Genomic DNA, 23676 nt, shown 5'->3' with positions numbered 1-23676 from the left:
TACTTTTGTCTTAGAATTTAAAAACAGACATTTTGAATATAACGATTGTAGGAACAGGTTATGTAGGTTTGGTTACAGGAACCACTCTGGCAGAACTTGGCAATTCAGTATACTGTGTTGATATTGATGAAAAAAAAGTAGAAGGTATGAAAAACGGCATTGTTCCCATCTATGAGCCGAACCTTGAAGAAATGTTTTTAAGAAACATTCAGTCTGAAAGATTATTTTTCACTACCAATCTTAAAGAAGCTTTAGACAAAAGCGAAGTGATTTATCTGGCATTACCTACTCCTCCGGGAGAAGACGGATCTGCAGATCTGTCTTATGTACTTCAGGTAGCTGATAATATTGGCGAAATGATGACCGGATACAAAGTCATTGTCAATAAAAGCACGGTTCCTGTAGGAACTGCAGACAGAGTAAGAGAAACCATCTCAGCGAAAACAAATATCCCTTTTGATGTTGTTTCAAATCCCGAATTTTTAAGAGAAGGATTTGCGGTTGAAGATTCAATGAACCCTTCAAGAGTAGTTGTAGGTGCAAGTTCGGAAAGAGCCAAAGACATCATGTCTAAGATATACCAGCCTTTTACCAACACCGGAATTCCCATCATTTTCATGGATGAGAAATCCTCAGAACTTACAAAATATGCTGCGAATTCATTTCTGGCAGTAAAAATCACCTTTATGAATGAGATTGCGAACTATTGTGAAAAAGTGGGCGCAGATGTAGATAAGGTAAGACTGGGAATGGGTAGTGATGACAGAATCGGGCACAGATTCTTATTCCCAGGTATCGGATATGGTGGAAGCTGCTTTCCTAAAGACGTAAAAGCACTTATAAAGTCCGGAAAGCAGGAAGATTTTAATTTTCAGATCCTTGAAGCTACGGAAAAGGTAAATACAGCCCAGAAGGTAATCTTAGTGTCTGAAATTGAAAAATATTTCGGAGGAAGTATTGAAGGAAAGAAAATTGCTATGTGGGGGCTTGCCTTCAAAGCCAATACGGATGACATCAGAGAAGCCTCATCATTAGACAACATCGCTCTTCTATTGGAGAAAGGAGCAGAGGTCATAGCCTATGACGCTGTTGCAGAAAGTAATGTTAAGAAGCTTTTAGGTGATAAAATACAATATGCTAAAGGAATGTACGATGCAATCGAAGATGTAGATGCACTGTTTATTGCTACAGAATGGCCGGAATTCAAAAATCCTAATTTTGACCTTATGGCTAGAAAAATGAAAAACAAAGTCATTTTTGACGGCAGAAATATGTACCCGCTGGAAATCCCTGAACAGAACGGATTTCATTATAAAAGTATAGGAAGAAAGACCATTACAAAATAAATCAATGAAAAATATTATCGTTACAGGAGGTGCCGGATTTATCGGCTCCCATGTTGTAAGAGAGTTTGTAAAAAACAATCCGGATACTACGATCATCAATCTTGATGCTCTTACCTACGCCGGAAATCTCGAAAACTTAAAGGACATTGAAAATGAACCGAATTATGTTTTCGAAAAAGCAGATATTACAAAACCGGAAGAGCTTAGAAAAGTTTTCGAAAAATATAACCCGGATGCTGTTGTACATTTAGCAGCAGAAAGCCATGTAGACAGAAGTATTACAGATCCTATGGCATTCATCAATACGAATGTAAACGGAACTGCTAATCTTTTGAACCTTTGTAAAGAATTCTGGACATTAAATCCTGATCATACCCACGGCAGATTCCCGGATGAAAAAAGAAACAATCTTTTCTATCATATTTCCACGGATGAAGTATATGGAAGCTTAGGGGAAACAGGTTTCTTTCTGGAGACCACATCATACGACCCTCAATCTCCGTATTCAGCTTCAAAAGCAGCCTCTGACCATTTGGTAAGAGCTTACGGAAATACCTATGGAATGCCTTTCATTGTATCGAACTGTTCCAACAACTACGGTCCGAATCATTTCCCTGAAAAATTGATTCCACTTTGTATTTCGAATATTATCAACGAGAAACCACTTCCTATTTACGGTGATGGAAAATACACCAGAGACTGGTTGTTTGTCATTGACCATGCCAAGGCGATTCATCAGATCTTTAAAGAAGCAAAAACCGGTGAGACTTACAATATCGGAGGATTCAACGAGTGGCAGAATATTGATCTTGTCAAAGAACTGATCAAACAAATGGATGCCAAGCTGGAAAGACCGAAAGGTTATTCAGAAAAGCTGATCACTTTTGTAAAAGACAGACCGGGTCACGACAAACGTTACGCTATTGATGCCACAAAACTGAATAAAGATTTAGGCTGGAAACCTTCAGTTACCTTTGAAGAAGGATTAGCAAAAACCATCGACTGGTATCTGGAAAATAAGGAATGGCTGGAGAATGTAACTTCCGGAAATTATCAGGATTATTACAGCAAACAATACAGCTAAATATATTATTTGAGATAACAGAGCAATGGAACTCTTTATCTTCCACAGAAATTCAACTCACAACACAAAAGAAATAAGCGTCTTTACGCACCAAAACATGAAAGGAATAATATTAGCCGGAGGTTCCGGAACAAGACTTTACCCTCTAACCATTGCAGTAAGCAAGCAGCTGATGCCTGTTTACGACAAACCTATGATTTACTATCCGCTTTCCACATTGCTTTTAGCAGGAATCAAGGATATTCTGATCATCACCACTCCACATGACCAGGAAGGTTTCATCAAACTTTTGGGCGACGGCTCACAAATCGGCTGTAATATAGAATATGTTGTACAGCCAAGTCCAGATGGTTTAGCGCAAGCTTTTATTCTGGGCGAGCAATTTATTGGTAACGACCCCGCAGCGCTGGTATTGGGAGATAATATTTTCTATGGTTCCGAAATGGGAACTTTATTGAAAAACAAAACCAATCCACAGGGAGGAGTTGTTTTTGCTTACCACGTAGCAGACCCTGAAAGATATGGTGTAGTAGAATTCGACAAAAACCTGAAAGCTGTTTCTATTGAAGAAAAGCCTTTAAACCCTAAGTCAAACTATGCTGTTCCCGGCCTTTATTTTTATGATAACAATGTCGTTGAAATTGCTAAAAACATCAAGCCCTCTGCAAGAGGTGAGCTGGAAATCACAGACATCAACAATGTTTATTTAAGCAATGGAAAACTTGAAGTAGCTGTTCTTAACAGAGGAACGGCATGGCTGGATACAGGAACCTTTGATTCTCTTCATGACGCTTCAGAATTTGTAAGTGTTATTGAAAAAAGACAAGGATTTAAAATCGGCTGTATTGAAGAAATTGCATTCAGAAACAAATTCATTGATGAGGAGAAACTGCTTGAGACGGCTACCAAATATGGTAAAAGCGGATACGGTGAATACCTGAAACAACTTATCAGAAAATAACAATTATAATTTATAAAATTCATAGACTATTGGCTTTATGGCCAATAGTTTTTGCTCATGCCGACAAATATCAATATATTAGTTGTTGATTTTTAGTTTTATGGACTATGAAAATTTATAAACTAATACATACGGTAAGAATTAATTATTATAAATTTGCAAAAACTTACACAGATGAATGAACCACAACAAAAGTGGACAGAAACGATTGATGCTGATCATTCGTTATTTGACTTGAAGCTAAAAGAAGTCTGGAGATACAAAGATCTTGTTTATATGTTTGTAAAAAGAGATTTTGTATCCAGCTTTAAGCAGACTATTTTAGGCCCGATCTGGTTTTTTATCAATCCAATTCTAACGACAATTGTTTATTTAATTGTTTTCGGAAGAATTGCCAACCTTCCAACTGACGGAGCACCACCATTACTTTTCTACCTTGCAGGAGTTACTCTCTGGAATTATTTTTCAGCTTGTTTACTAGGAACATCTTCAACTTTTGTTGGTAATGCAAATATTTTCGGCAAAGTATATTTTCCAAGACTGGTTTCTCCTTTATCCATTGTAATTTCCAACCTGATGCGTTTTGGAGTACAGTTTCTCCTATTTATTATCGGCTGGGGTTATTATTTATCAAAAGGACAGATTCATCCTAATATCTGGATCTTAGCAACTCCCTTTTTAATTTTACTAATGGCATTATTTGCATTGGGAGTAGGAATGATATTTTCTGCGTTAACCACAAAATATAAAGATTTAAGTATGTTGTTGGGGTTTGGAGTGAGTCTGTATATGTATGCAACACCAGTTATTTATCCAACCTCAGCTTTACCGGGATTCTTTAAAAGCATTTCATTTTACAATCCTTTAACAGGGATTTTCGAATGTTTTAAATATGCCTGGCTTGGTGTTGGGGACTTCTCTCCAATAATGCTCACTATCAGTACATTTATCATCCTTATTTTATTGGTAACAGGTACTTTCATTTTCAATAAGGTGGAAAAATCCTTCATGGACACAGTTTAAAAATTTATTAACTTCCCCTAAACAATTTAAAAATGCTAGCTTTAAAAGCAGAAAATATATCAAAACAATACCGTCTCGGACAAGTCGGAACGGGTACCTTATCTCATGACTTAAACCGATTCTGGCACAAAGTAAGAGGAAAAGAAGATCCATATCTTAAAATTGGTGAGGTAAATGACAGAACAACCAAGGGAACTTCTGAGTACGTTTGGTCACTTCGGAATATTAATTTTGAGATTGAACAAGGAACTGCAGTAGGGATTATTGGGCGAAACGGAGCCGGAAAATCTACCCTGTTAAAACTTTTAAGCAAGGTAACAAAACCTACAACCGGTAAAATATACACCAACGGAAGAATTGCATCTTTATTGGAAGTAGGAACCGGGTTTCATCCTGAAATGACAGGACGCGAAAATGTTTTTTTAAATGGAGCAATTCTTGGAATGACCCGTAAGGAAATTTCAAGAAAATTTGATGAGATCGTAGCTTTTTCAGGAGTAGAAAGATATATTGACACTCCGGTAAAAAGATATTCATCGGGAATGTATGTTCGTCTGGCCTTCGCTGTAGCAGCTCACTTGGAATCTGAAATTCTAATTGTAGATGAAGTATTGGCTGTGGGTGATGCAGATTTTCAAAAAAAATGCCTGGGAAAAATGAACGATGTAGCAAAAGGAGAAGGAAGAACCATTCTTTTTGTAAGTCATAATATGACTGCCGTAAAAGAACTTTGCAACAAAGGAATCCTTTTAAACCAAGGAACTTTAGCCTATGAAGGAGATATGCTAAATACAATTATAGAATATCAAAAAAGCAGTACAACAGCAAGTTCTTATTATTACAATGGAAATATTAATGAAGCTCTAGGAAATAATAACATCAGAATAAAAGAATTTTATGTAAATCCTATTCATGGAGATCTCATCGATATTGATTCCGGAATTCATGTAAAGCTTGTTTTCCAGAATAATTGTGCTAATATCAATCTGGATGCTACTTTTGAACTAAGAAATTATGAAGAGCTTATTATCTTCCATGTAGGAAAACTTATTACTGAAAATAATAACTCTGAAATTGGGGATTATACAGTAGAATTTGATATTCCGGCAGGTTTAATTAATGCAGGAAATTACTATTTTAAATTAATTTTCGGAAAAAATCAAACCGAAGTATTATTTGCAGTCGACAGTATTGTAGGCTTTGAGGTTGAAAATGTAAAAGTGGGCAGCAAACTTCATTTGTATCCGGGAATTACAAGACCGAATTTTGATTATAAAGTACAGACTCCATGATTCCAAAAATAATAGAACTTCCAAAAATTTATGACAAAAGAGGAAATCTTTCCTTTTTTGAGCACCCCAATCAACTACCCTTTGAAATTAAAAGAACGTATTGGATTTATGATGTTCCGGGAGGGGAAACAAGGGGAAGTCACGCTTTTAAAGAACAGCAGGAGTATATTATTGCTCTTTCAGGAAGTTTTGATGTAGTGATTCATAATGGTAAAGAAGAGCAGCGGTTTTCCTTAAACAGATCCTATTATGGATTATATATTCCGAAAATGTTTTGGCGGAAACTAGAGAATTTCTCTACCAATTCACTTGCTCTTATTGTTTCTGATCATACTTATAATCAGGATGATTATATCAGAGATTTTGAAGAATTTAAAAAGCTGGCAAATGAAAAATAAGCTTTCAGTATTTGATTGTAGTGTTATAGACCTTGGAAAAATAAGTTTTGATGAGGGTAATCTTACAGTGGTTGAAAACAATTCAACCTTCCCATTTGATGTTAAAAGAATATTTTATTTATACGACATTGCGGGTGGAGAAAGCCGTGGTGCTCATTCTCATAAAGAATGTCATCAGTTTTTGATTGCAGCTAGCGGAAGTTTCGAGGTTTCACTGGATGATGGAAAGTTTAAAAGACAGGTTTTTCTGAACCGCCCGGATATTGGGCTTCATATTCCACCAGGAATTTGGGCTTCAGAAATTAATTTTTCATCAGGTGCAATTTGTCTGGTTCTGGCATCTCATCATTATAATGAAGAAGACTATGTCAGAGATTATGATACATTTTTAAAAATACAGAATGAAAAATAAAATTCATCCATTAGCCGATGTCCAAAGTGAAAACATAGGAGAAGACACCATGATTTGGCAATTCTGCGTTGTTTTAAAAGGTGCTGAAATTGGTAAAAATTGCAATATAAATTGCAATGTTTTTATTGAAAATGACGTGAAAATAGGTGATAATGTAACCATTAAACCCGGCGTACAGGTTTGGGACGGAGTAACATTGGAGGACAATGTATTTATCGGTCCAAATGTAACTTTTACGAATGATCTTATTCCGCGTTCAAAACAATATCCTTTAGAATTCAGTAAAACACTTGTGAAAAAAGGTGCTTCAATTGGGGCTAACTCTACAATTATTGCCGGGAATATAATCGGAGAAAATGCTTTGATCGGTGCCGGAAGTGTCATTACGAAAAATGTGCCTTCAAATACAGTTTGGTATGGAAATCCTGCCAGACAAACGGGTTTTATAACTTTAGACGGAAAGATTTTAGATCTGAATATGAAAGACAAGGAAGGAAATTCCTATGAAATTCAAAATGACTAGTGATGTTTTTCATTATGCTCACTGCAAGTATTCATTCATATAAAGTAATAGAAAAACCTTTCAACAAAAAATAAAAAATTTATTCTCATGATTAAGTTCCTCGATCTACAAAAAATTAATCTACAGCACCAAGAAGAAATTGAGGCGAAGCTCTTGCAGGTTTTCCGTTCCGGATGGTATCTTATGGGCAATGAACTGAATCTATTTGAGAAAAATCTTTCTCAATATATCGGAACAAAACACGCAATCGGTGTTGCCAATGGTTTAGACGCTCTTCGTCTTATCCTTAGAGGATATATCGAAATGGGATTAATGAAAGAAGGAGACGAAATTTTAGTTCCATCCAACACTTATATTGCTTCTATTTTAGCCATTTCCGATAATGGACTCGTACCCGTTTTGGTAGAACCAGATATTGCCAACTATAATATTGACGTATCAAAAATTGAAGAAAAAATCACTCCAAAAACAAAAGGTATTTTAATTGTGCATCTTTACGGAAGAGTTATTTTCTCTGAAGAATTGCAGCAATTGGCTCAAAAATATAATGTAAAAATCATTGAAGATAATGCTCAGGCTATTGGAGCAGAATGGAAAGGAAAAAAAACAGGAAATCTTGGTGATGCCTCTGGTTTTAGTTTCTATCCCGGAAAAAATTTAGGTGCTTTGGGCGATGCCGGTGCAATTACGACTAATGATGAAGAATTGGCAAAAACCATAAGAGCCTTGGCAAATTATGGTTCAAATAAAAAATATGTAAATATTTATCAAGGATTAAATTCCAGACTAGACGAAATTCAGGCTGCTGTTTTAGATATTAAGCTAAAATACATTGATGAAGAAAATGAGGTGAGAAGAAAGATCGCAAGACAATATATCAGCGAAATTTCAAATTCCAATATTATTCTACCGGAAAACCCTGAAAATGAGAACGAGCATGTTTGGCATATTTTCCTTATCAGAACAGAAAAAAGAGACGAACTTCAGGCTTACCTTACAGAAAACGGTGTCCAAACTTTGATTCATTATCCGATTCCTCCCCACAAACAGGAAGCTTATAAAGACTGGAATTCACAATCTTTTCCGATCAGTGAAAAGATTCATCAAGAAGTTTTGAGCCTGCCTATTTCTCCGGTAATGGAAAAAGAGGAAATAGCTAAAGTTATTGAATTATTAAACAAATTCTAATGGAGAATCCGTTGGTAAGTTTTATTGTTGTTTCATACAAACACTCAGAATTTATCCCTGAGTGTTTAAATAGTATTAAAAATCAAACTTATAAAAACTGGGAACTCATTATTGCTGATGATGCTTCACCAGACAATTCTGTGGAGATCACAAAAAACTGGCTGAACGAAAACAACATTTCTGCAAAAACCAATTTTCATGAAACAAACATAGGATTCGCTGCAACACTTAATGAATGTATTGAGATGACTGAGGGAAAATATGTAAATATTATAGCTGCCGATGACTACCTTCATCCTTCATTTCTTGAAAAATGCGTAGCCAATTTAGAAAAAAAGGGGAATGATTTCGGAATGATTTTTTCAAGCTGCTTTATCATCCAAGAAGATAAAACATTAATTAATTATCTTGATGATCTGAGTTTTTATAAAGATGAAAATCAATTTAAAAGTACATTGAAAAAGATGAACCTTATCCCGGCTCTTGCTACGTTGGTTAAAAGAACGGTTTTAATTGAGACAGGTCCGTACGATAAAAATATTCTTATCGAAGATTACGACAGATGGTTGAGAATTAATGAAAATTATTTTATTGATTTTATTCCTGAAAATCTTGCATATCATAGAAAGCATGGTGAAAACATTTCTAAAATAAAAGAAAGGATTGTTTTTGTAGAAGAAATACTTTTAAGGTTAAAATATGATCATAATCTTGAAAATAAGACAAAAATAAATAACGACATCAAAAAGATCTACATAACATCTAAAGATAAAAAGGAAATCCGGAAAGTGTCTGAACAATATTCTCAATATAAAGGGAAAGAACGTTGGCTGAATTTATGCCTGAAATATAACCTGCCTGTAAGATTATATTATCTGAAATATAAATTTTTCTAAAATGTTTACAAAGCTTAAAAATAATATCGCACAAAAAATCATTACTCTTGTCGAGAATAATGATAAAAGAAAAAAACAGGAAAAATGGAATATTTTCATGTCCAAACCTAATATAAATATTCATCCAAGTTTTTCGCCAAAAGATGCAGATATTTTTAAAGGTGAAAATAATCAAATAGGAAATATTACAATTAGTGAAAATTTTTTACTGAGAGAATACTGCAATATTGTAGTTTTTCCGAATGCTGACCTTAGAATTGGAAAAAGTGTTTTTTTCAACAATTATTGTTCTATTAATTGTTTAGATAAAATTGAAATTGGTAATGACACCATTTTTGGTGAAGGCGTAAGGCTATACGATCATAATCATCTTATTGAAAAAGGTGAAAAACTTTTTGTAGAAAAAGAAAAATATATGACGTCTCCTATTAAAATTGGTAAAAATTGCTGGATTGGAAGCAATACTGTAATATTAAAAGGGGTTACGATCGGAGACAATTCTATTATTGGAGCCGGCTGTGTAATACACAAATCTGTTCCGGAAAACACAATTATGAAAAATAGTCAAAATTTAATTTCTCAAACCCTCTAAAATGAGTACAAAAAAAATATTATTTATTTCGCACGAAGCTTCTTTATCTGGTGCTCCCATTCTTGTTTTAGATTTAATAAAAAGATTAAAAAAAGAAAAAGAAAATTATCAGATCGATATTTTATTGATCAGAGGAGGAGAATTGTATGAAGAATTTGCAAAAGTAGCTAACAATATTGTTGTTGCTCATTATCATTTACAGTCTTTTTCATTTTTAAAAAGAAATTTAAAAAGAGTTCAATCAATTGTTTTCAGAAAAAAAGAGACTCAACAAGACAAAATTGATAAAATTACCATCTCTCTTCTTGAAAACAAATACGATCTGGTATATGGAAACACAATGGAATCATTGATTTGGACGCTTCCTTTCTATAAAAAAAACATTCCTACAATTGTTGCTATTCATGAGCTTAGTTTTGGGATTGAAAGTACTTACTCTAAAGAGTTTGTTTTAGAAAACATTTCAAATATCACCCAAATTATAGCAGGTTCGCAAGCTGTTGCCGACAATCTTATCAACAAGTACAATGCAGCCCCACAAAAAGTAACAGCAATACATTCTTTCGTAGACAATGTTCTCAACCTCCAGAAGGATAAAGAATTATTGAAAAAGGAATTGAATATTAAAAATGAAGAATTGATCGTTGGAATTGCGAGTTCTCAGGAATTAAGAAAAGGTACGGAGATGGTTCCTGTTTTGGTTCAGAAAATAAAACAGAAAACTGATCTTAATTTTAAATTCATCAATCTTGGAGGAACATCCAAAAGTGCTGCTGTAAGATGTGCCAAACTGGATGCTGAAAAATTAGGGGTAGAAAAGGACATCATTTTTATCGATCATAACAAAACGCCAAATGATTATATAAATATTTTTGATGTTTTTCTTTTAATGTCCCGTGAAGATCCTTTCCCATTAGTTATGCTGACTGCTGCAAAACTAAAAAAACCCATCGTAGCTTTTGAAAAAAGCGGTGGTGCTGTTGAATTTCTGGAAAACAATCATGGAGTACTTGTTCCCTATCTGGATATGGATACCATGGCTGAAGAGACCGTTAAACTTATGCAGGATGCCAATCTAAGAGAAAGTTATGGTGAAAATATTTATCAGAGATTGGAAAACGAATATTCTGACAAGAAATTGGCAGGTAAAATTTTTACAATAATTGATAACTTACTTTAGGATGATCTCCATCATAATCTCATCATACCTTCCTGACTATTTTTCTGCACTTGAAAAAAATATTGCAGAAACAATTGGGGTGTCTTATGAAATCATTAAAATAGACAATCCTGGATTGATGGGAATTTGTGAAGCTTATAACAAAGGCGCGGAAAAAGCTGGTTTTGATTATTTGCTTTTCATCCATGAAGACATCTTATTTAAAAATGAAAATTGGGGGAATACACTCATAAATCATTTAAACCAGGAAAATACAGGAATTATAGGGCTTGCAGGATCATCCTATGTTCCTTCTGCTCCATCAAGCTGGACCGTTACTGAGAAATATAATTTCGTAAATATTTTACAGGGAAATAAAGAGAATACCCTGTATTTTCCCATTCAAACAACGAAGGAAAACAGAAATAAAGTCTTTGCTGTTGACGGTGTTTTTCTTGGAATTAAAAAAGAAATATTTAATCAGTTTAAATTCAACGAAAATCTATTGAAAGGTTTCCATGGCTATGATCTTGATTTTAGTTTAAGAGTTTCTACAAAAAAACAGAATTATGTGGTTAACGATATACTGATTCAACATTTCTCTGGTGGAAATCCGGATAAAACTTGGTTAGATGCCAATATTAAAGTAAGGGAAAGTATAGGATCTGATTTTCAAAAAGAAATCGACACCGAAGCTGAAAAGAAAATATTTCTAGGGTTTTTGCACAATTTTTTTAAATACTACCCTGTTAATAAAAAAAACCTATTTCTGACATTAAAATTTTATCCCAAAAAACTTAATTTTAATGAGCATTTGGAAATAGCAAAAAAGTATTACGGCTATATAAGATACGCTGGAAGTATCAATAAAAAACACAACTCAAAGAATTAAAATTTATCTAAAACTGTTTAATAAGATATGATCATAGGAAACGGACTTATTGCCAATTCATTAAAAAATATAGACTCAGAGGAAAATCTATTTTTCGCTTCTGGTGTTTCGAATTCTCTGGAAACAACAAGTTCAGAGTTTGAAAGAGAATTTACTCTGTTGGATAAATGTATTGAGAGTAACAGCAATCACAAATTAATTTATTTTTCTACTCTAAGCATTCATGATCAATCAAAACAAGACAGTCTTTACGTTTTACATAAAAAGGAAATTGAAAATTATATCAAAAATAAGTGTAAAAACTACCTTATTCTCAGAATTGGAAATATTGTAGGAAACGGAGGAAACCCAAATACATTATTCAATTTTCTTAAAAATCAGATTAAAAATTCACACCAGTTTACAGTTCATACAAAGGCAAGGAGACTATTGCTGGATATAGATGATATTTCTAAATTTTTAGAGTCTTACTGTCTGCATCTTCCTAATAAAGTTATTAATTTTTCTTTTCCCTATAATTTTGATTTAAAAGAAATTATAGGTGCTATTGAAAAAGAAACCCATCAAAAAGCTTATTATTCAGAAGTGAACGAAGGAGACTTTTACAGAGTAGATTTTGATAAAGAAATTCACGACTTCTTCTCAGGTATCAGTCCTGAAAGTTATCTTGAAACGTTAACCCGAAAGTATATTTAAGATGGTGGCTATTCACGTAATCATTGTTACTTATAATGCCATGAAGTGGGCAGAAAGATGTTTTTCAAGCTTAAGAACCTCTTCAGTTCCTGTAAAATGTATTGTAATAGATAACGGATCAACAGACGGCACTCAGGAATATATCAAAAAGTATTTTCCTGAAGTAGACTTCATTCAATCTCCACAAAATCTAGGTTTTGGAAAAGCGAATAATGCAGGGATAGAAAAAGCGTATAAAGAAGGAGCAGATTTTTTCTACCTGATGAATCAGGATGCATGGATTTATCCGGATAGTTTTCAAAAGCTATTGGATGTGTACAACGCATACCCCGACAAAAATCAACTGGGGATTTTAAGTCCGATACACATGGATGGCAGCGAGAAAAAGCTCGATATTTTTTTCGAACGCTACCTGGCAAGAAATACTCCGGATAACAGAATATTTTCAGACAGCTTTAACAATAGTCTTAAAGATTATTATGAAATCGATTTTGTGAATGCCGCTCACTGGCTGCTTCCCAAAGCAACCATTGAAGAAATCGGGGGCTTTAATCCTTACTTCTTCCATTATTCCGAAGATTATGAATACGTACAACGTATTTCTTTTTTCAGGAAAAAAATCATCGTATGCCCGCCCAGCAGAGTTGTACATGATGGCAAACAGGATTTCCATAAAACCAGCCACATCAATGCTCTGAGAGTACAGCGGGAACAACGCTATCTGAATCCGGCACTCCCGTTTGATTCCAAAGTACTTAACAGAGATTTCATTCCTAAAATGATAAAGCAAGCTCTCCAGCTGCAGTTTTCTGCTGCTTCCGATACTTTGAAAGAATATCAATATCTGAAGACCCGGTTTAATGAAATTATGAACGCAAGAACCATCATTAAAAATAAAGGGGCTGCATTTCTTAATTTAAAACAAGTATAATTCAGAATAAATCTAAACCCAACATTAAAAATGAATAGAATTCGTCTTATCAACAGTATCATCCAGAAAGCTAATTTTAAAAAATATCTTGAAATTGGTACCCGAAGTGGCACATCGCTATATGCCATAAGCTGTAAAAACAAAATTGCAATAGACCCCAACTTCATAATACCCAAAATGGAAAAACTCAAAAGAAGAGTCTTTGACATTAAAAATAATAGAAAAACGCATTATTTTGAAATGACCAGTGATGATTTTTTTGAGCAAAAAAAGGAGTTTCTTAAAAATTTCGGCAGTATTGAAATATCTCTGGTTGATGGTATGCATACGTACCACCAGGCACTTAAAGATGTTCTGAATATCCTCCCTTTCATGGATGAAAAATCAATTATTGTCATGCATGACTGTTTTCCTGTGAGTGAGCCAGCCTCAACAGCGTACAACTCAGAAGAATTTTTTACGAAAGAAAAACATCCGGAATGGACTGGTGAGTGGAACGGTGATACCTGGAAATCTATCCTTTATCTGCTAAAAAAATATCCGAACGATCTTGAGGTTTTTGTTATTGACACAGATTATGGTCTCGGAATTATTCAGAAAAAACATAATCTTCCTATGAATTTTGAGCTGGATACTGAATTTTTCAGGCAGTTTATTTCCTACACGTTTCAGGATCTCAAAAAGAATCCTCAAGAATTGATCAATTTAAAATCGAAAGATATTATTCCATCCCTCCTTAACAGATTTCACTATTAGCAATGGAACCTAAAATATCGGTCATCATGCTCACCTATAATCACGCCCCCTATTTAAAGGAGGCTATTGAAGGTGTTCTATCCCAAAAAACAAACTTTCCGTTTGAGTTGATTATTTGCAATGATAATTCACCGGATGATTCTGACATTATTATTTCAGAATTTGCAACGCAATATCCGGATATCATCCGATATTTTAATCATAAGACTAATATCGGTTTTGTTGAAAACCAAAGATTTGCATTCGCACAGGCTCAAGGAAAATACTTAGCCTACTGTGAAGGGGATGATTACTGGACTGACCCGCAAAAGCTACAGTTTCAGTATGATTTCCTTGAGAACAATTCAGAATATGTCATGGTGACCGCCAGAAATTTACTGTTCCATCAGGATGAAAATAAACTGACAGAAGACGGAAAAGACTCCATGTTCAACGGACAGAAATATATTGATTATACACAGGACAGCTTTTTTGTACAGCGCCCTACCCAAACTTTTACTTATCTGATCAGAAAAGACTGTATTGATGAGAAGTGGATTGACATTTATCCCAATTACAGGGATCTTTACTATTTTTATCATGCCCTTGAATTTGGAAAAGGCAGAAGCTTTAATAAAGTAGTGGGAGTTTACCGGCTTCATAGCGGTGGCGTTTACAGCTCATTAGAAACAGAAAAACAATACCGAACTTCTATTGATATCTTTAAAAATATTAAGAGGATTAATAATGATCAGAGAGCAGACCAGCAGATAGTAAAAACCCTGGATCAGCTCATCAATAAATATTATTACGAAAAGGAGTTTGTTTCTCCTGTATGGAACAGAAAGCTTTATGCAGCCATCTTTGAACGCTTTTCCATTTCCAAAAATATCGGAACGGGAATAAGCCAGCTACTAAAAATTATAAAATATACTTTCACCAGATAATCAATATCTACAATGGCTGATATTGATGAATATCCGTCAAAAATAAAATCATAGTTATCAGACCCTTGTACACAGATGATTCAGAACATAGCCGATTCAAATAGTTTGAGTCGACAGCTGATCTAAACCGATCGAACTTTCCTTAATTTATTGTAATTTAGCTTTACAAAATGATAAAATTAATGATGAAAAATAAAAGCATATGTGCGGAATAGCCGGAATTATAAGCAATAATGCAGCAAATTATCAGGAGGAAATCAAAAAAATGACAGACTCTCTGATTCATCGTGGACCCGATTCTTCAGACTTTGAATTCTATGATAATGCAATATTAGGCCACCGCAGACTTTCCATTATAGACTTGTCCGAAAACGGGAAGCAGCCAATGTTCTCCAATACAAAAAATGAATGTATTGTCCTTAATGGTGAAATCTATGGATACCAGGATATTAAGAGACAATATGCAGAATATCCTTACCATGGAGGTTCCGACACGGAAGTCATTCTTGCGATGTATCAGAAAAAGCAGCAGAACCTCATCCATGATCTTCCGGGAATGTTTGCTTTTGCCATCTGGGATGACCGTGAACAGCAATTGTTCTGTGCAAGAGACCGTTTTGGTGAAAAGCCATTTTACTATGCCATCGGAAATAATAATGAATTTATTTTTGCTTCAGAGATCAAAGCGATTCTTGCATCCGGATTGATCCATCCTAAGGTAAATCCTGAAGCCATTTCCAACTATCTCCAATATGGGTATGTAAGCACCTATCAGAGCATTTATAGCAATATATATACTTTACCGCCCGCTCATCAGCTGATCTGGAAAGAGGGAAAGGTCATTGTTTCACGGTATTACAACCTGCCGTCAAAAGATAGGGTGATCAGCCTCTCCGATGCTAAGGAGGAGTTTCGGTACCTTCTGAAAAATGCTGTTAAAAAACAACTTATTGCGGATGTGCAGGTTGGTAGTTTTCTGAGTGGCGGCCTGGATTCTTCATCTATAGTTGCTCTTGTGGATGAGTTCTTACCTCATCAGACGACAATCAGTTTCGGTTATGACCATAAAGACAGCGAGCTCAAATATGCCAAAGAAATTGCAGATAAATACAACACCAATCATATAGAAGTTCATGAGCAAAAAAAAGATCTGGCTGAATCATTACTGCATGTTTCTCCTTTCTTTGACGAACCTTTTGCTGATACCTCTTACCTTCCGCATTATGAGATCTGTAAAAATGCAAGAAAAAATCTGACTGTAGCCCTTTCAGGTGATGTTGGAGACGAGCTGTTTGGCGGATATCATTTTTATACGGTAGAAAATATGATGAAAAATCATTTCAGTTATAAAAATCTAATCGCCAGATTCGGACTTAACCTTTACAAAAAAGCAAAGACGGTTTCGTTCGTAACCCAACAGAATTTAAAGTACGACTCCATTCTGGATTTTCATCTGAATTCCGTCAGAAATGTTTTTAATAAATCGGAACGTGCCCTTTTGGGATGTTCACAGGATTATCAGCAGGGATACAGCTTTACTCCGAATCATGATTCGTTGAATGACATTATGAGAGTAGATCTGGAAAATTATGTCCCTGGAAATATGATGGTCAAATCAGACAGAATGGCGATGGCTAATTCATTGGAAGTAAGAACTCCTTTTCTTGATATTGATTTTGCAGAATTCTGTATTCAGCTTCCTGATCAGCTGAAAATCACCAGTGAAAATGATAAAATTATCCTTCGTGAATCCATGAATAATTATTGGACAGATACAATCAGAAAACGTCACAAACAAGGTTTCGGACACAGCGTTAAGAACTGGTTTAATGAAGAAAACCTTATTAAGCTCTCCGACGATCTTCTAAGAGATTCGTCTCAAAAGGTTTTTAACTATATTGATTTTGATACTACCCAAAAATTTCTGAACAAAGACCATAAGCACTGGAATTTATTGCAGCTTGCTCTTTGGGCCCATAATAATAAATATGTTCTCTGATGCTTGATATTTCTGTCATTATCCCTGTATATAATGCTGCTGATTTTCTAAAAAAATCAGTACAGTCAGCCCTGCAATTTGAAGAAGTGAAAGAAGTTATTTTAGTTGAAGATAAATCTTCTGATCATTCATTGGAAATTTGCAAAGAATTAGCTGGCGAAGATAGAAGAATTCATTTGCTCCAGCACCCTGACAAAGGAAACCATGGTGCTGCTGCTTCAAGAAATCTGGGTATTGAAAAAGCCGCCTCAAGTTTCATTACATTCCTGGATGCTGATGATTATTATCTTCCCAATAGATTTGATGCGGAGAAAGAGCTTTTTAAAGAGCCGCAGGTAGACGGGATCTTCAATGCCATAGGGGTTGAATATCTCACTGAAAAAGGGAAAAAGGAATTTCAGTCTAAATTCAGTGACAATACATTGACAACAGTAAACTATCCGGCAGAAGGAAAAGAAGTATTCAGAGGGCTTCTCGGGCTTACACCGAAAACTTTCGGTACATTCTTTCATTTGAATGGACTAACCGTCAGAAAATCTGCCCTGGATCAGAATAAGCTAAGGTTTAATAATATTCTCCGCGTACATCAGGATTCTGATTTTATCATTAAACTGGCTTATCACTGCTATCTGAAATCGGGTAATATAGACCAGGCTGTTGCGATAAGGGGAATACATGATGATAACAGAATTACTAAGATTATCCGATACTCGCCACAGTATAACAGCAGACAATTCCTTTTCTGGAATTCCTTATACGAGTGGTCCCGATCTGTGCCCCTGGATAAAGATGCTGCAAATCAACTTTATTTACGGAAAAAAGCATTTGAACTTTCGGAGAAAAAAGGAATTTCCAAAATGATGAGTCTATTGGCTGCTATTCTAAAAAATCCAGATATTCTGAAAACGCAATACCGCTTTACGTACATGCGCTCATGAAGTTTAATAACCTGCAGAAATATTTTTCATAAAATTCAAAGCAGAAGGATATTCAATATTCCTTTTATATTTAAAATACTTGTGGTGACCGCATTTCTAAATAATTTTGCAGAAAAAAGATAATCCATTACTAAAAATAAAATTAAAAGCTTAAATTCTCCTGGTAAGAAGATAACGCATAAACACAATATAATTTCTAATTGAAAAATGAAAATCTCAGTCATCATTCCCGTTTATAATGCAGAAAAATATGTCTCCCAAGCAGTAGAATCTGCGCTTCAATTTGATGAAGTTCATGAGGTTATTCTAGTGGAAGACAAGTCTCCTGACAACGCTTTGAAGGTCTGTCAGCAACTCGCTGAAAAATACAGCAGAGTTCAGCTTTATCAGCACCCCGACAAAGGCAATCATGGTGCAGGCCCTACCAGAAATCTTGGGATAGAAAAGGCTACCGGTGATTTCATTGCCTTTCTGGATGCTGATGACTATTACCTTCCCAACAGATTTGATGCTGAAAGGGAATTATTTAAAAATCCCGAAGTAGAAGGCGTTTATGGTGCATTGGGTGTACATTATTACTCGGAAAAGGCAAAAGAACAGTATTATAGAATTTTTCAGGATCGCTTAACTACGGTGTACAAAATTCATGAGCCTAAAGAGGTATTTCCGGGACAAATGAATATGTTGGGCAGCTTTGGTTTATTTAGTATTGATACTTTGACGATCAGGAAAGAATCTTTACTTCGCAAGATGAATCCTTTATTCAAAACAAGTTTAAGATTGCATCAGGATACTGAATTTTTATTCCGTTTATCCTATTATCTTGATCTTTATCCGGGTATTTTAGACAAAGCGGTTGCAGTAAGAGGTGTGCATGAAGACAACAGGATCACAAAGGTAGATTCTAAGAAAATAAAACCTGCTACAACAAGAGTTTTGCTTTGGAAAGAGGTGAAAGACTGGTCGGAAAACGAAAGTACGATTCCCGCCCATATGAAACTTCATATTAAAAGAATGCACCGTAGTTTTGAAATTGCCAATGCTCCCCTCCTCAAAAAGTGGAATATGATTTTAAAGTATCTTGTCACAGATTATCCAAGCATCCGTTCCGGCTTGTATAATATTAATTTCAGGAAATACTTATTCTGATCCGGATCTGGGAGATTCTACTGCGCTACATTCAGGACATTGTACTTATCTTTTTGTTTTAGACAGAATAGAATCCGCTATTTGTGAGGTAAATACTTTTCCGGATTCTTTATACATATGATTTCCATCTGTATATTGATATTCCCTGGCTTTGGAAGAGAAATCAAAGAAATAAACGCCATATTTTTTAGAAATATCTTTCATTTTTTCATTAAAATTGGGTGAATAAGACTGTTCCAGTGCTACAATTTTTTCTGAAGCAGGAATTCTTACCAGATAAACAGTTCCCTTACTTTTAAGAAATTTGATAATATCTTCTAAGGCATTAATCCTGGCTTGGGAAATATTCTGTTTCTGAGCTAATTGTTTGTAGAAATTTACTTTCTCAATTTCCCTTTTCGCTACAGAATCTTTCTGCATGTTTACCGTTACTTCCATCCAACCATCTTTATGCAGATAGGTGCTTGATCTCCCTGCTTCTTCTCTCTCCGTGTAAATCTTAAACCAACTCCGAACGTAATTTCTCAGCAGATATTCATAATTCGGGGAGAGATCATAAAAATACATATTCTTTAACGGAGAATGATTTTCCGGAAAGTCTTCTTCTTTTTTCACATTCTTATCTAAGGATAGGTTCCATGGATCTACGGTGATAACAAATAATCCATTTCGAGTTTCAGGGTCCAGTTTTCTTTGTAACGCCTTATAATAGATTGCTCCGTACGGAGACTGAACAACGTTCAATGCAAAATTATCAAAGTCTCTTCCCAGTTTTTGATTTAAAAGCCGGGGAAGAACAGCCTGAGCTCCTCTTGAATCTCCCAGAATAATATTCTGTGGTTTTTTTACTGCGAAATGCATATAATTATTATCTGTATTTCCATCCGCAAACCACCCCAAAACTCCGAATACGAGCAGAATTCCGATGATATAAAATGATATTTTAAATAAAAATTTTTTCATATTAAAACTGAAAATAAATAAATTCATTATTCCCGAAATTGGCATACCGGAGAATGATATAGATGATGATTCCGTAAAGAATACGGCGTACCCAAGGATTGAATCTTCTTATCTGAAGCCCGTGGAATTGTTCCCTGTTAATCCATTCTATAATCAGCATACAGGCAGTCAAAGCAAAAACTTTCACCGGCATCTGAGCCGGAAAGGAGAACAGTTCCAGGCTGAAGATACGTTTAATATACTCAAATGCCTGAAGTACAGATTCTGACCTGAAAAATATCCAGGCGATACAGGTAGCAGAAAAGGTAATCAGTATCTGCAGGATTTCCTTAAAAGATGGAAACCATTTTCCCTGCGCTGCAACTTCTATATTGGTTCTGTTTTTCTCCATAATCAGCAGTGGCATAAAGAATAAGGCATTAAGGCCGCCCCAGATTATAAACGTCCAGTTGGCACCATGCCAGAATCCGGAGACAAGAAAAATGATAAAGGTATTTCTTATTTTCATGCCCAGTCCTCCTTTACTACCCCCTAATGGAATATAAAGATAATCCCTGAACCAGGAAGACAATGAAATATGCCATCTTCTCCAAAACTCAGCAATATCCCTTGAGAAATAAGGGAAAGCAAAATTCTTGAGAAGTTCTATTCCAAACAGTCTTGAAACCCCTAACGCAATATCTGAATACCCTGAAAAATCTCCATAAATCTGGAAAGCAAACAAAACAGCTCCGATTAAAAGATTGGCAGGACTTTCGGTTTGATAATGGGTAAAAATCTCGTTCACTAATGGTGCACAATTATCAGCAATCACCATTTTTTTGAAGAAACCCCAAAGAATCTGACGCATCCCGTCTGCGGCCTGCTCGTAGCTGAATGTTCTTTTTTTCTGAATCTGGGGCAACAGATGAGTTGCCCTTTCTATAGGTCCTGCCACCAGTAAGGGAAAATAACTTACAAAAACTGCATAGTCAATAAAACTGCGTTCAGCACGGATCCTCTTCTTATAAACATCAATTACATAAGAGAGCCCGTGAAAAGTGTAAAATGAAATCCCCACCGGCAGAATCACATTCAGCAGCCAGATATTCACCTTAAATCCCATACCACCGAGGAGGTCTGCAAAACTTTCAATAAAAAAATTATAGTATTTAAAAAAGCCCAGAAATCCCAGGTTGATCACAATACTTAAAGTAAGCCAGAATTTTGCTTCACGTTTATTCCTGCTATTTTCGATCTTAATACCTGAAAAATAATCCAAACCAATGGAAAACATCAGTAAAAACAAAAATCTCCAATCCCAGCACGCATAGAAATAAAAGCTTGCCAATAGCAAAAGCTTATTTTGATTCTGATATTTCTTATTAAAAACAAACCAGTATAAACAGAATACTATAGGTAAAAAAATAAGAAATCCTATTGAATTGAATAACATAATGTGTTTTTAAAAGTTATGAGATACAGGCTCCTGAAACTATGGATTTCTTCCGGAAATAAATATACATTTCTTTTTCATATAGCTGCCTGACGGTTTTTAGAGAAATACACTTATTTCTACTTGTCCGGAAAATATACGGAATGGTAAATTTTGATTTCATAATTGTGTGTAGGTATATTGATGTAAATTAGTATATTTTTATCTTATTCGTATCTTTTTCAAAGAATTTCTCAAAGGTTTTTCAATAAACTGATAAAACAAAACCGAAGTACAGGTTAAAACAATAATATAGATCCCAAATACCTTATCGATACCTATGTTACGGCCGCTCCATTGTATGGCTTCCCTCAGTATATATAATACAGGAATATGGGTAATATAAACGGCATAACTCGCTTCTCCCAGATATTCAAGTTGTTTTAAAGAAAACAATCTGGTAATCAATCCATTATTTTTAGATATAAGAACAATAAAAGGGATAAACAATATAGCCATTAAGCCATTGTGAAAGAAAAGAGGAATAAAAATAAGTGACAATATGATAAGGATAAAAATGATCATCACAGGTACATCATAATTCTTACGCTGATGATGATTCACAAAAAATATTCCCGCCAGATTTCCTGCTAAAAATTCGTTGATATGCATTAAAGGAAAATAGTAAAGCAGTTCATGGCTTTGTGTATGCGGGCCTTCATAATAAGATGATTCCACATACAGCCCCGAAAATATCTGTGTTATAATCCATAGCATGACGGTAATTACCCAAATACTTTTATTCCCTTTGACATAGAAATAATTATAAAGGACAGGAAAAATCAAATAGAATAAAAATTCTACAGAAATAGACCAACCTGGAAAATTCAGGATCATTGCTTCTCCCGGAATCCAGCTCTGAAGACCAAACAGATATAAAAAAAGTTTATAAAAGCTGAAATTGGAATACCTTGTTACCAGATAAAGCAAAAGACCCAATACATAAAGCGGATAAATTCTTGCGAACCTGTTTTTGTAATAATCGAAATAATCTATCCTTTCTTTCTTATGATAGGCTACCACCATGATAAATCCCGAAAGTATAAAGAAATAACTTACTCCAACATTTGCCTTCAGAAAAACATTTGAAATGTAATCTATATTGTAGAGGAACATATCTTTGTTAAAATGGGAAATGACAATTGCCATTGCCGCAATAAACCGCGTAAATGTAATCTGAGGTATTTTCATAAGAACGGTCTAAACAGTCATATTATAAGTATATTTAAACTTTCCATGATCCAGAATTAAATGATTTCCAACAACAGATTTATGCGGTTTACTTGATAAAAATTCCGATGTATTTTCCCTCGTATTCTACTACTGTTGTTTCTATATTCTTCTTGTCACAGAAATCCTGATAGGCAGAATTATCACCAATATCATCACTGATAAAAACCCCGCCTTTTTTTAAATGCGCATAAAGTTCATCATAGGCCCACATTCTCCCGTCATAACTTTTATCGGAATCATAGTGAAGAACATCAAATACAGCATTTTCAGTAAAAATCTTAGGAAGCGATTCTCTATCAGCAAAACGGAAGAGCTTCCAGTTGCTTTTCAGGTTTTCAGGAACTACACATCCTACATACTGATCCCCATCCAGAGCCAGATAAGGCATATCTGAACTATAAAGTGTGCCGCCTCTCTTTGTAAGAGATAAGAGAGATGCCAATGAAGACCATCCGTAGGCAACGCCTGTCTCCACCACATTCTGTGCATGGGTAAATTCGCAGGCATAGTAAATAATTTCCAGCGCTCCCGCCCCTCCCATTTTCACAGGGCAATTTTTTTCTTTCTGTGCAGCTTCGTCTAAAACCACCTGATATTCATTACGGAACGCCTTGATTTCAAGTCCGAAAAGCTTGGAAACCGCATCTTCCTGTGAAATGCATCTTCCTGCAGCCCAGGAGTTTGTTTTATCCTTCCCTTTAAAGGCATTTCCTCGACTGACTGTATTTTTAATAATTTTCCGGCATAATTCAGGATAAAGATCGGGTCGTCTTAAAAACCCTATAAAAGTTTTGAGAACTCTACCTATTTCAATCACTGTGTTGTTTTTATTGAGGCAAAAATAA

At 35.0% G+C, this 23676-nt stretch carries 24 protein-coding genes; 20 read left to right on the top strand and 4 right to left on the bottom strand.

Annotated elements, in window-relative coordinates:
- Positions 1 to 32: 32 nt before the first annotated feature.
- From AC59HC_RS04325 to AC59HC_RS04230, 20 genes are all read left to right on the top strand, one after another.
- Positions 33 to 1346 (top strand): UDP-glucose dehydrogenase family protein, encoded by a 1314-nt coding sequence (locus tag AC59HC_RS04325; RefSeq protein WP_202841649.1) that lies wholly within the window; start codon positions 33 to 35, stop codon positions 1344 to 1346.
- A gap of 4 nt (positions 1347 to 1350) precedes the next feature.
- Positions 1351 to 2430, top strand: a complete 1080-nt coding sequence (gene rfbB / locus AC59HC_RS04320; RefSeq protein ID WP_202841652.1) for a dTDP-glucose 4,6-dehydratase — start codon at positions 1351 to 1353, stop codon at positions 2428 to 2430.
- Positions 2431 to 2527: 97 nt separating this feature from the next.
- Positions 2528 to 3391, top strand: a complete 864-nt coding sequence (gene rfbA, locus AC59HC_RS04315; RefSeq protein WP_110008471.1) for a glucose-1-phosphate thymidylyltransferase RfbA — start codon at positions 2528 to 2530, stop codon at positions 3389 to 3391.
- A 174-nt stretch (positions 3392 to 3565) separates the two neighbouring features.
- Positions 3566 to 4414 carry an ABC transporter permease gene (locus tag AC59HC_RS04310; protein ID WP_110008470.1) on the top strand — a complete coding sequence of 283 codons (849 nt, stop codon included), beginning with the start codon at positions 3566 to 3568 and terminating at the stop codon, positions 4412 to 4414.
- A 32-nt stretch (positions 4415 to 4446) separates the two neighbouring features.
- Positions 4447 to 5706, top strand: a complete 1260-nt coding sequence (locus AC59HC_RS04305) for an ABC transporter ATP-binding protein (RefSeq protein ID WP_202841654.1) — start codon at positions 4447 to 4449, stop codon at positions 5704 to 5706.
- A complete protein-coding gene (locus tag AC59HC_RS04300) occupies positions 5703 to 6104 on the top strand; it encodes a sugar 3,4-ketoisomerase (RefSeq protein ID WP_110008468.1) in 402 nt (133 codons plus the stop codon). The genes AC59HC_RS04305 and AC59HC_RS04300 overlap by 4 nt, the downstream gene beginning before the upstream one ends.
- Positions 6094 to 6516: a sugar 3,4-ketoisomerase gene (locus AC59HC_RS04295; protein ID WP_110008467.1), complete on the top strand. Its 423-nt coding sequence runs from the start codon at positions 6094 to 6096 to the stop codon at positions 6514 to 6516. The genes AC59HC_RS04300 and AC59HC_RS04295 overlap by 11 nt, the downstream gene beginning before the upstream one ends.
- The gene (locus AC59HC_RS04290) at positions 6506 to 7039 is read left to right on the top strand and encodes an N-acetyltransferase (RefSeq protein ID WP_202841657.1); all 534 of its coding nucleotides are present in this window, start codon (positions 6506 to 6508) and stop codon (positions 7037 to 7039) included. The genes AC59HC_RS04295 and AC59HC_RS04290 overlap by 11 nt, the downstream gene beginning before the upstream one ends.
- Before the next feature lie 87 nt (positions 7040 to 7126).
- Positions 7127 to 8227 (top strand): DegT/DnrJ/EryC1/StrS family aminotransferase, encoded by a 1101-nt coding sequence (locus tag AC59HC_RS04285; protein ID WP_411414228.1) that lies wholly within the window; start codon positions 7127 to 7129, stop codon positions 8225 to 8227.
- On the top strand, positions 8227 to 9123 hold the full coding sequence (locus AC59HC_RS04280) for a glycosyltransferase family 2 protein (RefSeq protein WP_202841661.1): 897 nt from the start codon (positions 8227 to 8229) through the stop codon (positions 9121 to 9123). The genes AC59HC_RS04285 and AC59HC_RS04280 overlap by 1 nt, the downstream gene beginning before the upstream one ends.
- A 1-nt stretch (position 9124) precedes the next feature.
- Entirely contained in the window at positions 9125 to 9715 is a 591-nt protein-coding gene (locus AC59HC_RS04275; RefSeq protein ID WP_202841663.1) for an acyltransferase, read from the top strand.
- 1 nt (position 9716) lies between these two features.
- Positions 9717 to 10895, top strand: coding sequence for a glycosyltransferase family 4 protein (locus AC59HC_RS04270; RefSeq protein ID WP_202841665.1), 1179 nt, complete (start codon positions 9717 to 9719; stop codon positions 10893 to 10895).
- Between the two features lies 1 nt (position 10896).
- Complete coding sequence (locus tag AC59HC_RS04265) at positions 10897 to 11766, top strand: glycosyltransferase (protein ID WP_343639662.1); 870 nt, start codon at positions 10897 to 10899, stop codon at positions 11764 to 11766.
- Positions 11767 to 11793: 27 nt separating this feature from the next.
- Positions 11794 to 12462, top strand: coding sequence for an NAD-dependent epimerase/dehydratase family protein (locus AC59HC_RS04260; RefSeq protein ID WP_202841667.1), 669 nt, complete (start codon positions 11794 to 11796; stop codon positions 12460 to 12462).
- A 1-nt stretch (position 12463) separates the two neighbouring features.
- A complete protein-coding gene (locus AC59HC_RS04255; protein ID WP_343639665.1) occupies positions 12464 to 13393 on the top strand; it encodes a glycosyltransferase family 2 protein in 930 nt (309 codons plus the stop codon).
- A gap of 30 nt (positions 13394 to 13423) precedes the next feature.
- Complete coding sequence (locus AC59HC_RS04250) at positions 13424 to 14149, top strand: class I SAM-dependent methyltransferase (RefSeq protein WP_110008457.1); 726 nt, start codon at positions 13424 to 13426, stop codon at positions 14147 to 14149.
- Positions 14150 to 14151: 2 nt separating this feature from the next.
- Positions 14152 to 15075 carry a glycosyltransferase family 2 protein gene (locus tag AC59HC_RS04245; protein ID WP_411414224.1) on the top strand — a complete coding sequence of 308 codons (924 nt, stop codon included), beginning with the start codon at positions 14152 to 14154 and terminating at the stop codon, positions 15073 to 15075.
- Positions 15076 to 15277: 202 nt separating this feature from the next.
- Complete coding sequence (asnB, locus tag AC59HC_RS04240) at positions 15278 to 17074, top strand: asparagine synthase (glutamine-hydrolyzing) (protein WP_202841670.1); 1797 nt, start codon at positions 15278 to 15280, stop codon at positions 17072 to 17074.
- A complete protein-coding gene (locus AC59HC_RS04235) occupies positions 17074 to 18012 on the top strand; it encodes a glycosyltransferase family 2 protein (protein ID WP_395972288.1) in 939 nt (312 codons plus the stop codon). Before asnB ends, AC59HC_RS04235 begins: the two co-directional genes overlap by 1 nt.
- A gap of 207 nt (positions 18013 to 18219) precedes the next feature.
- Positions 18220 to 19161, top strand: a complete 942-nt coding sequence (locus AC59HC_RS04230; RefSeq protein WP_202841674.1) for a glycosyltransferase family 2 protein — start codon at positions 18220 to 18222, stop codon at positions 19159 to 19161.
- A gap of 45 nt (positions 19162 to 19206) precedes the next feature.
- Here the strand turns inward: AC59HC_RS04230 and AC59HC_RS04225 are convergent, their stop codons facing one another.
- The 4 genes from AC59HC_RS04225 to AC59HC_RS04210 form a co-directional block, all read right to left on the bottom strand.
- The gene (locus tag AC59HC_RS04225; RefSeq protein WP_238349658.1) at positions 19207 to 20124 is read right to left on the bottom strand and encodes an SGNH/GDSL hydrolase family protein; all 918 of its coding nucleotides are present in this window, start codon (positions 20122 to 20124) and stop codon (positions 19207 to 19209) included.
- 1 nt (position 20125) lies between these two features.
- Positions 20126 to 21559 carry an MBOAT family O-acyltransferase gene (locus AC59HC_RS04220; RefSeq protein ID WP_202841678.1) on the bottom strand — a complete coding sequence of 478 codons (1434 nt, stop codon included), beginning with the start codon at positions 21557 to 21559 and terminating at the stop codon, positions 20126 to 20128.
- A 201-nt stretch (positions 21560 to 21760) separates the two neighbouring features.
- The gene (locus tag AC59HC_RS04215) at positions 21761 to 22789 is read right to left on the bottom strand and encodes an acyltransferase family protein (protein WP_202841680.1); all 1029 of its coding nucleotides are present in this window, start codon (positions 22787 to 22789) and stop codon (positions 21761 to 21763) included.
- A gap of 88 nt (positions 22790 to 22877) precedes the next feature.
- Positions 22878 to 23648: a class I SAM-dependent methyltransferase gene (locus tag AC59HC_RS04210; RefSeq protein ID WP_202841681.1), complete on the bottom strand. Its 771-nt coding sequence runs from the start codon at positions 23646 to 23648 to the stop codon at positions 22878 to 22880.
- Between the last annotated feature and the right edge of the window lie 28 nt (positions 23649 to 23676).

This window comes from Chryseobacterium sp. DZ-32 (assembly GCF_059587025.1).
This window is presented reverse-complemented; position numbering and strand designations above follow the sequence as displayed.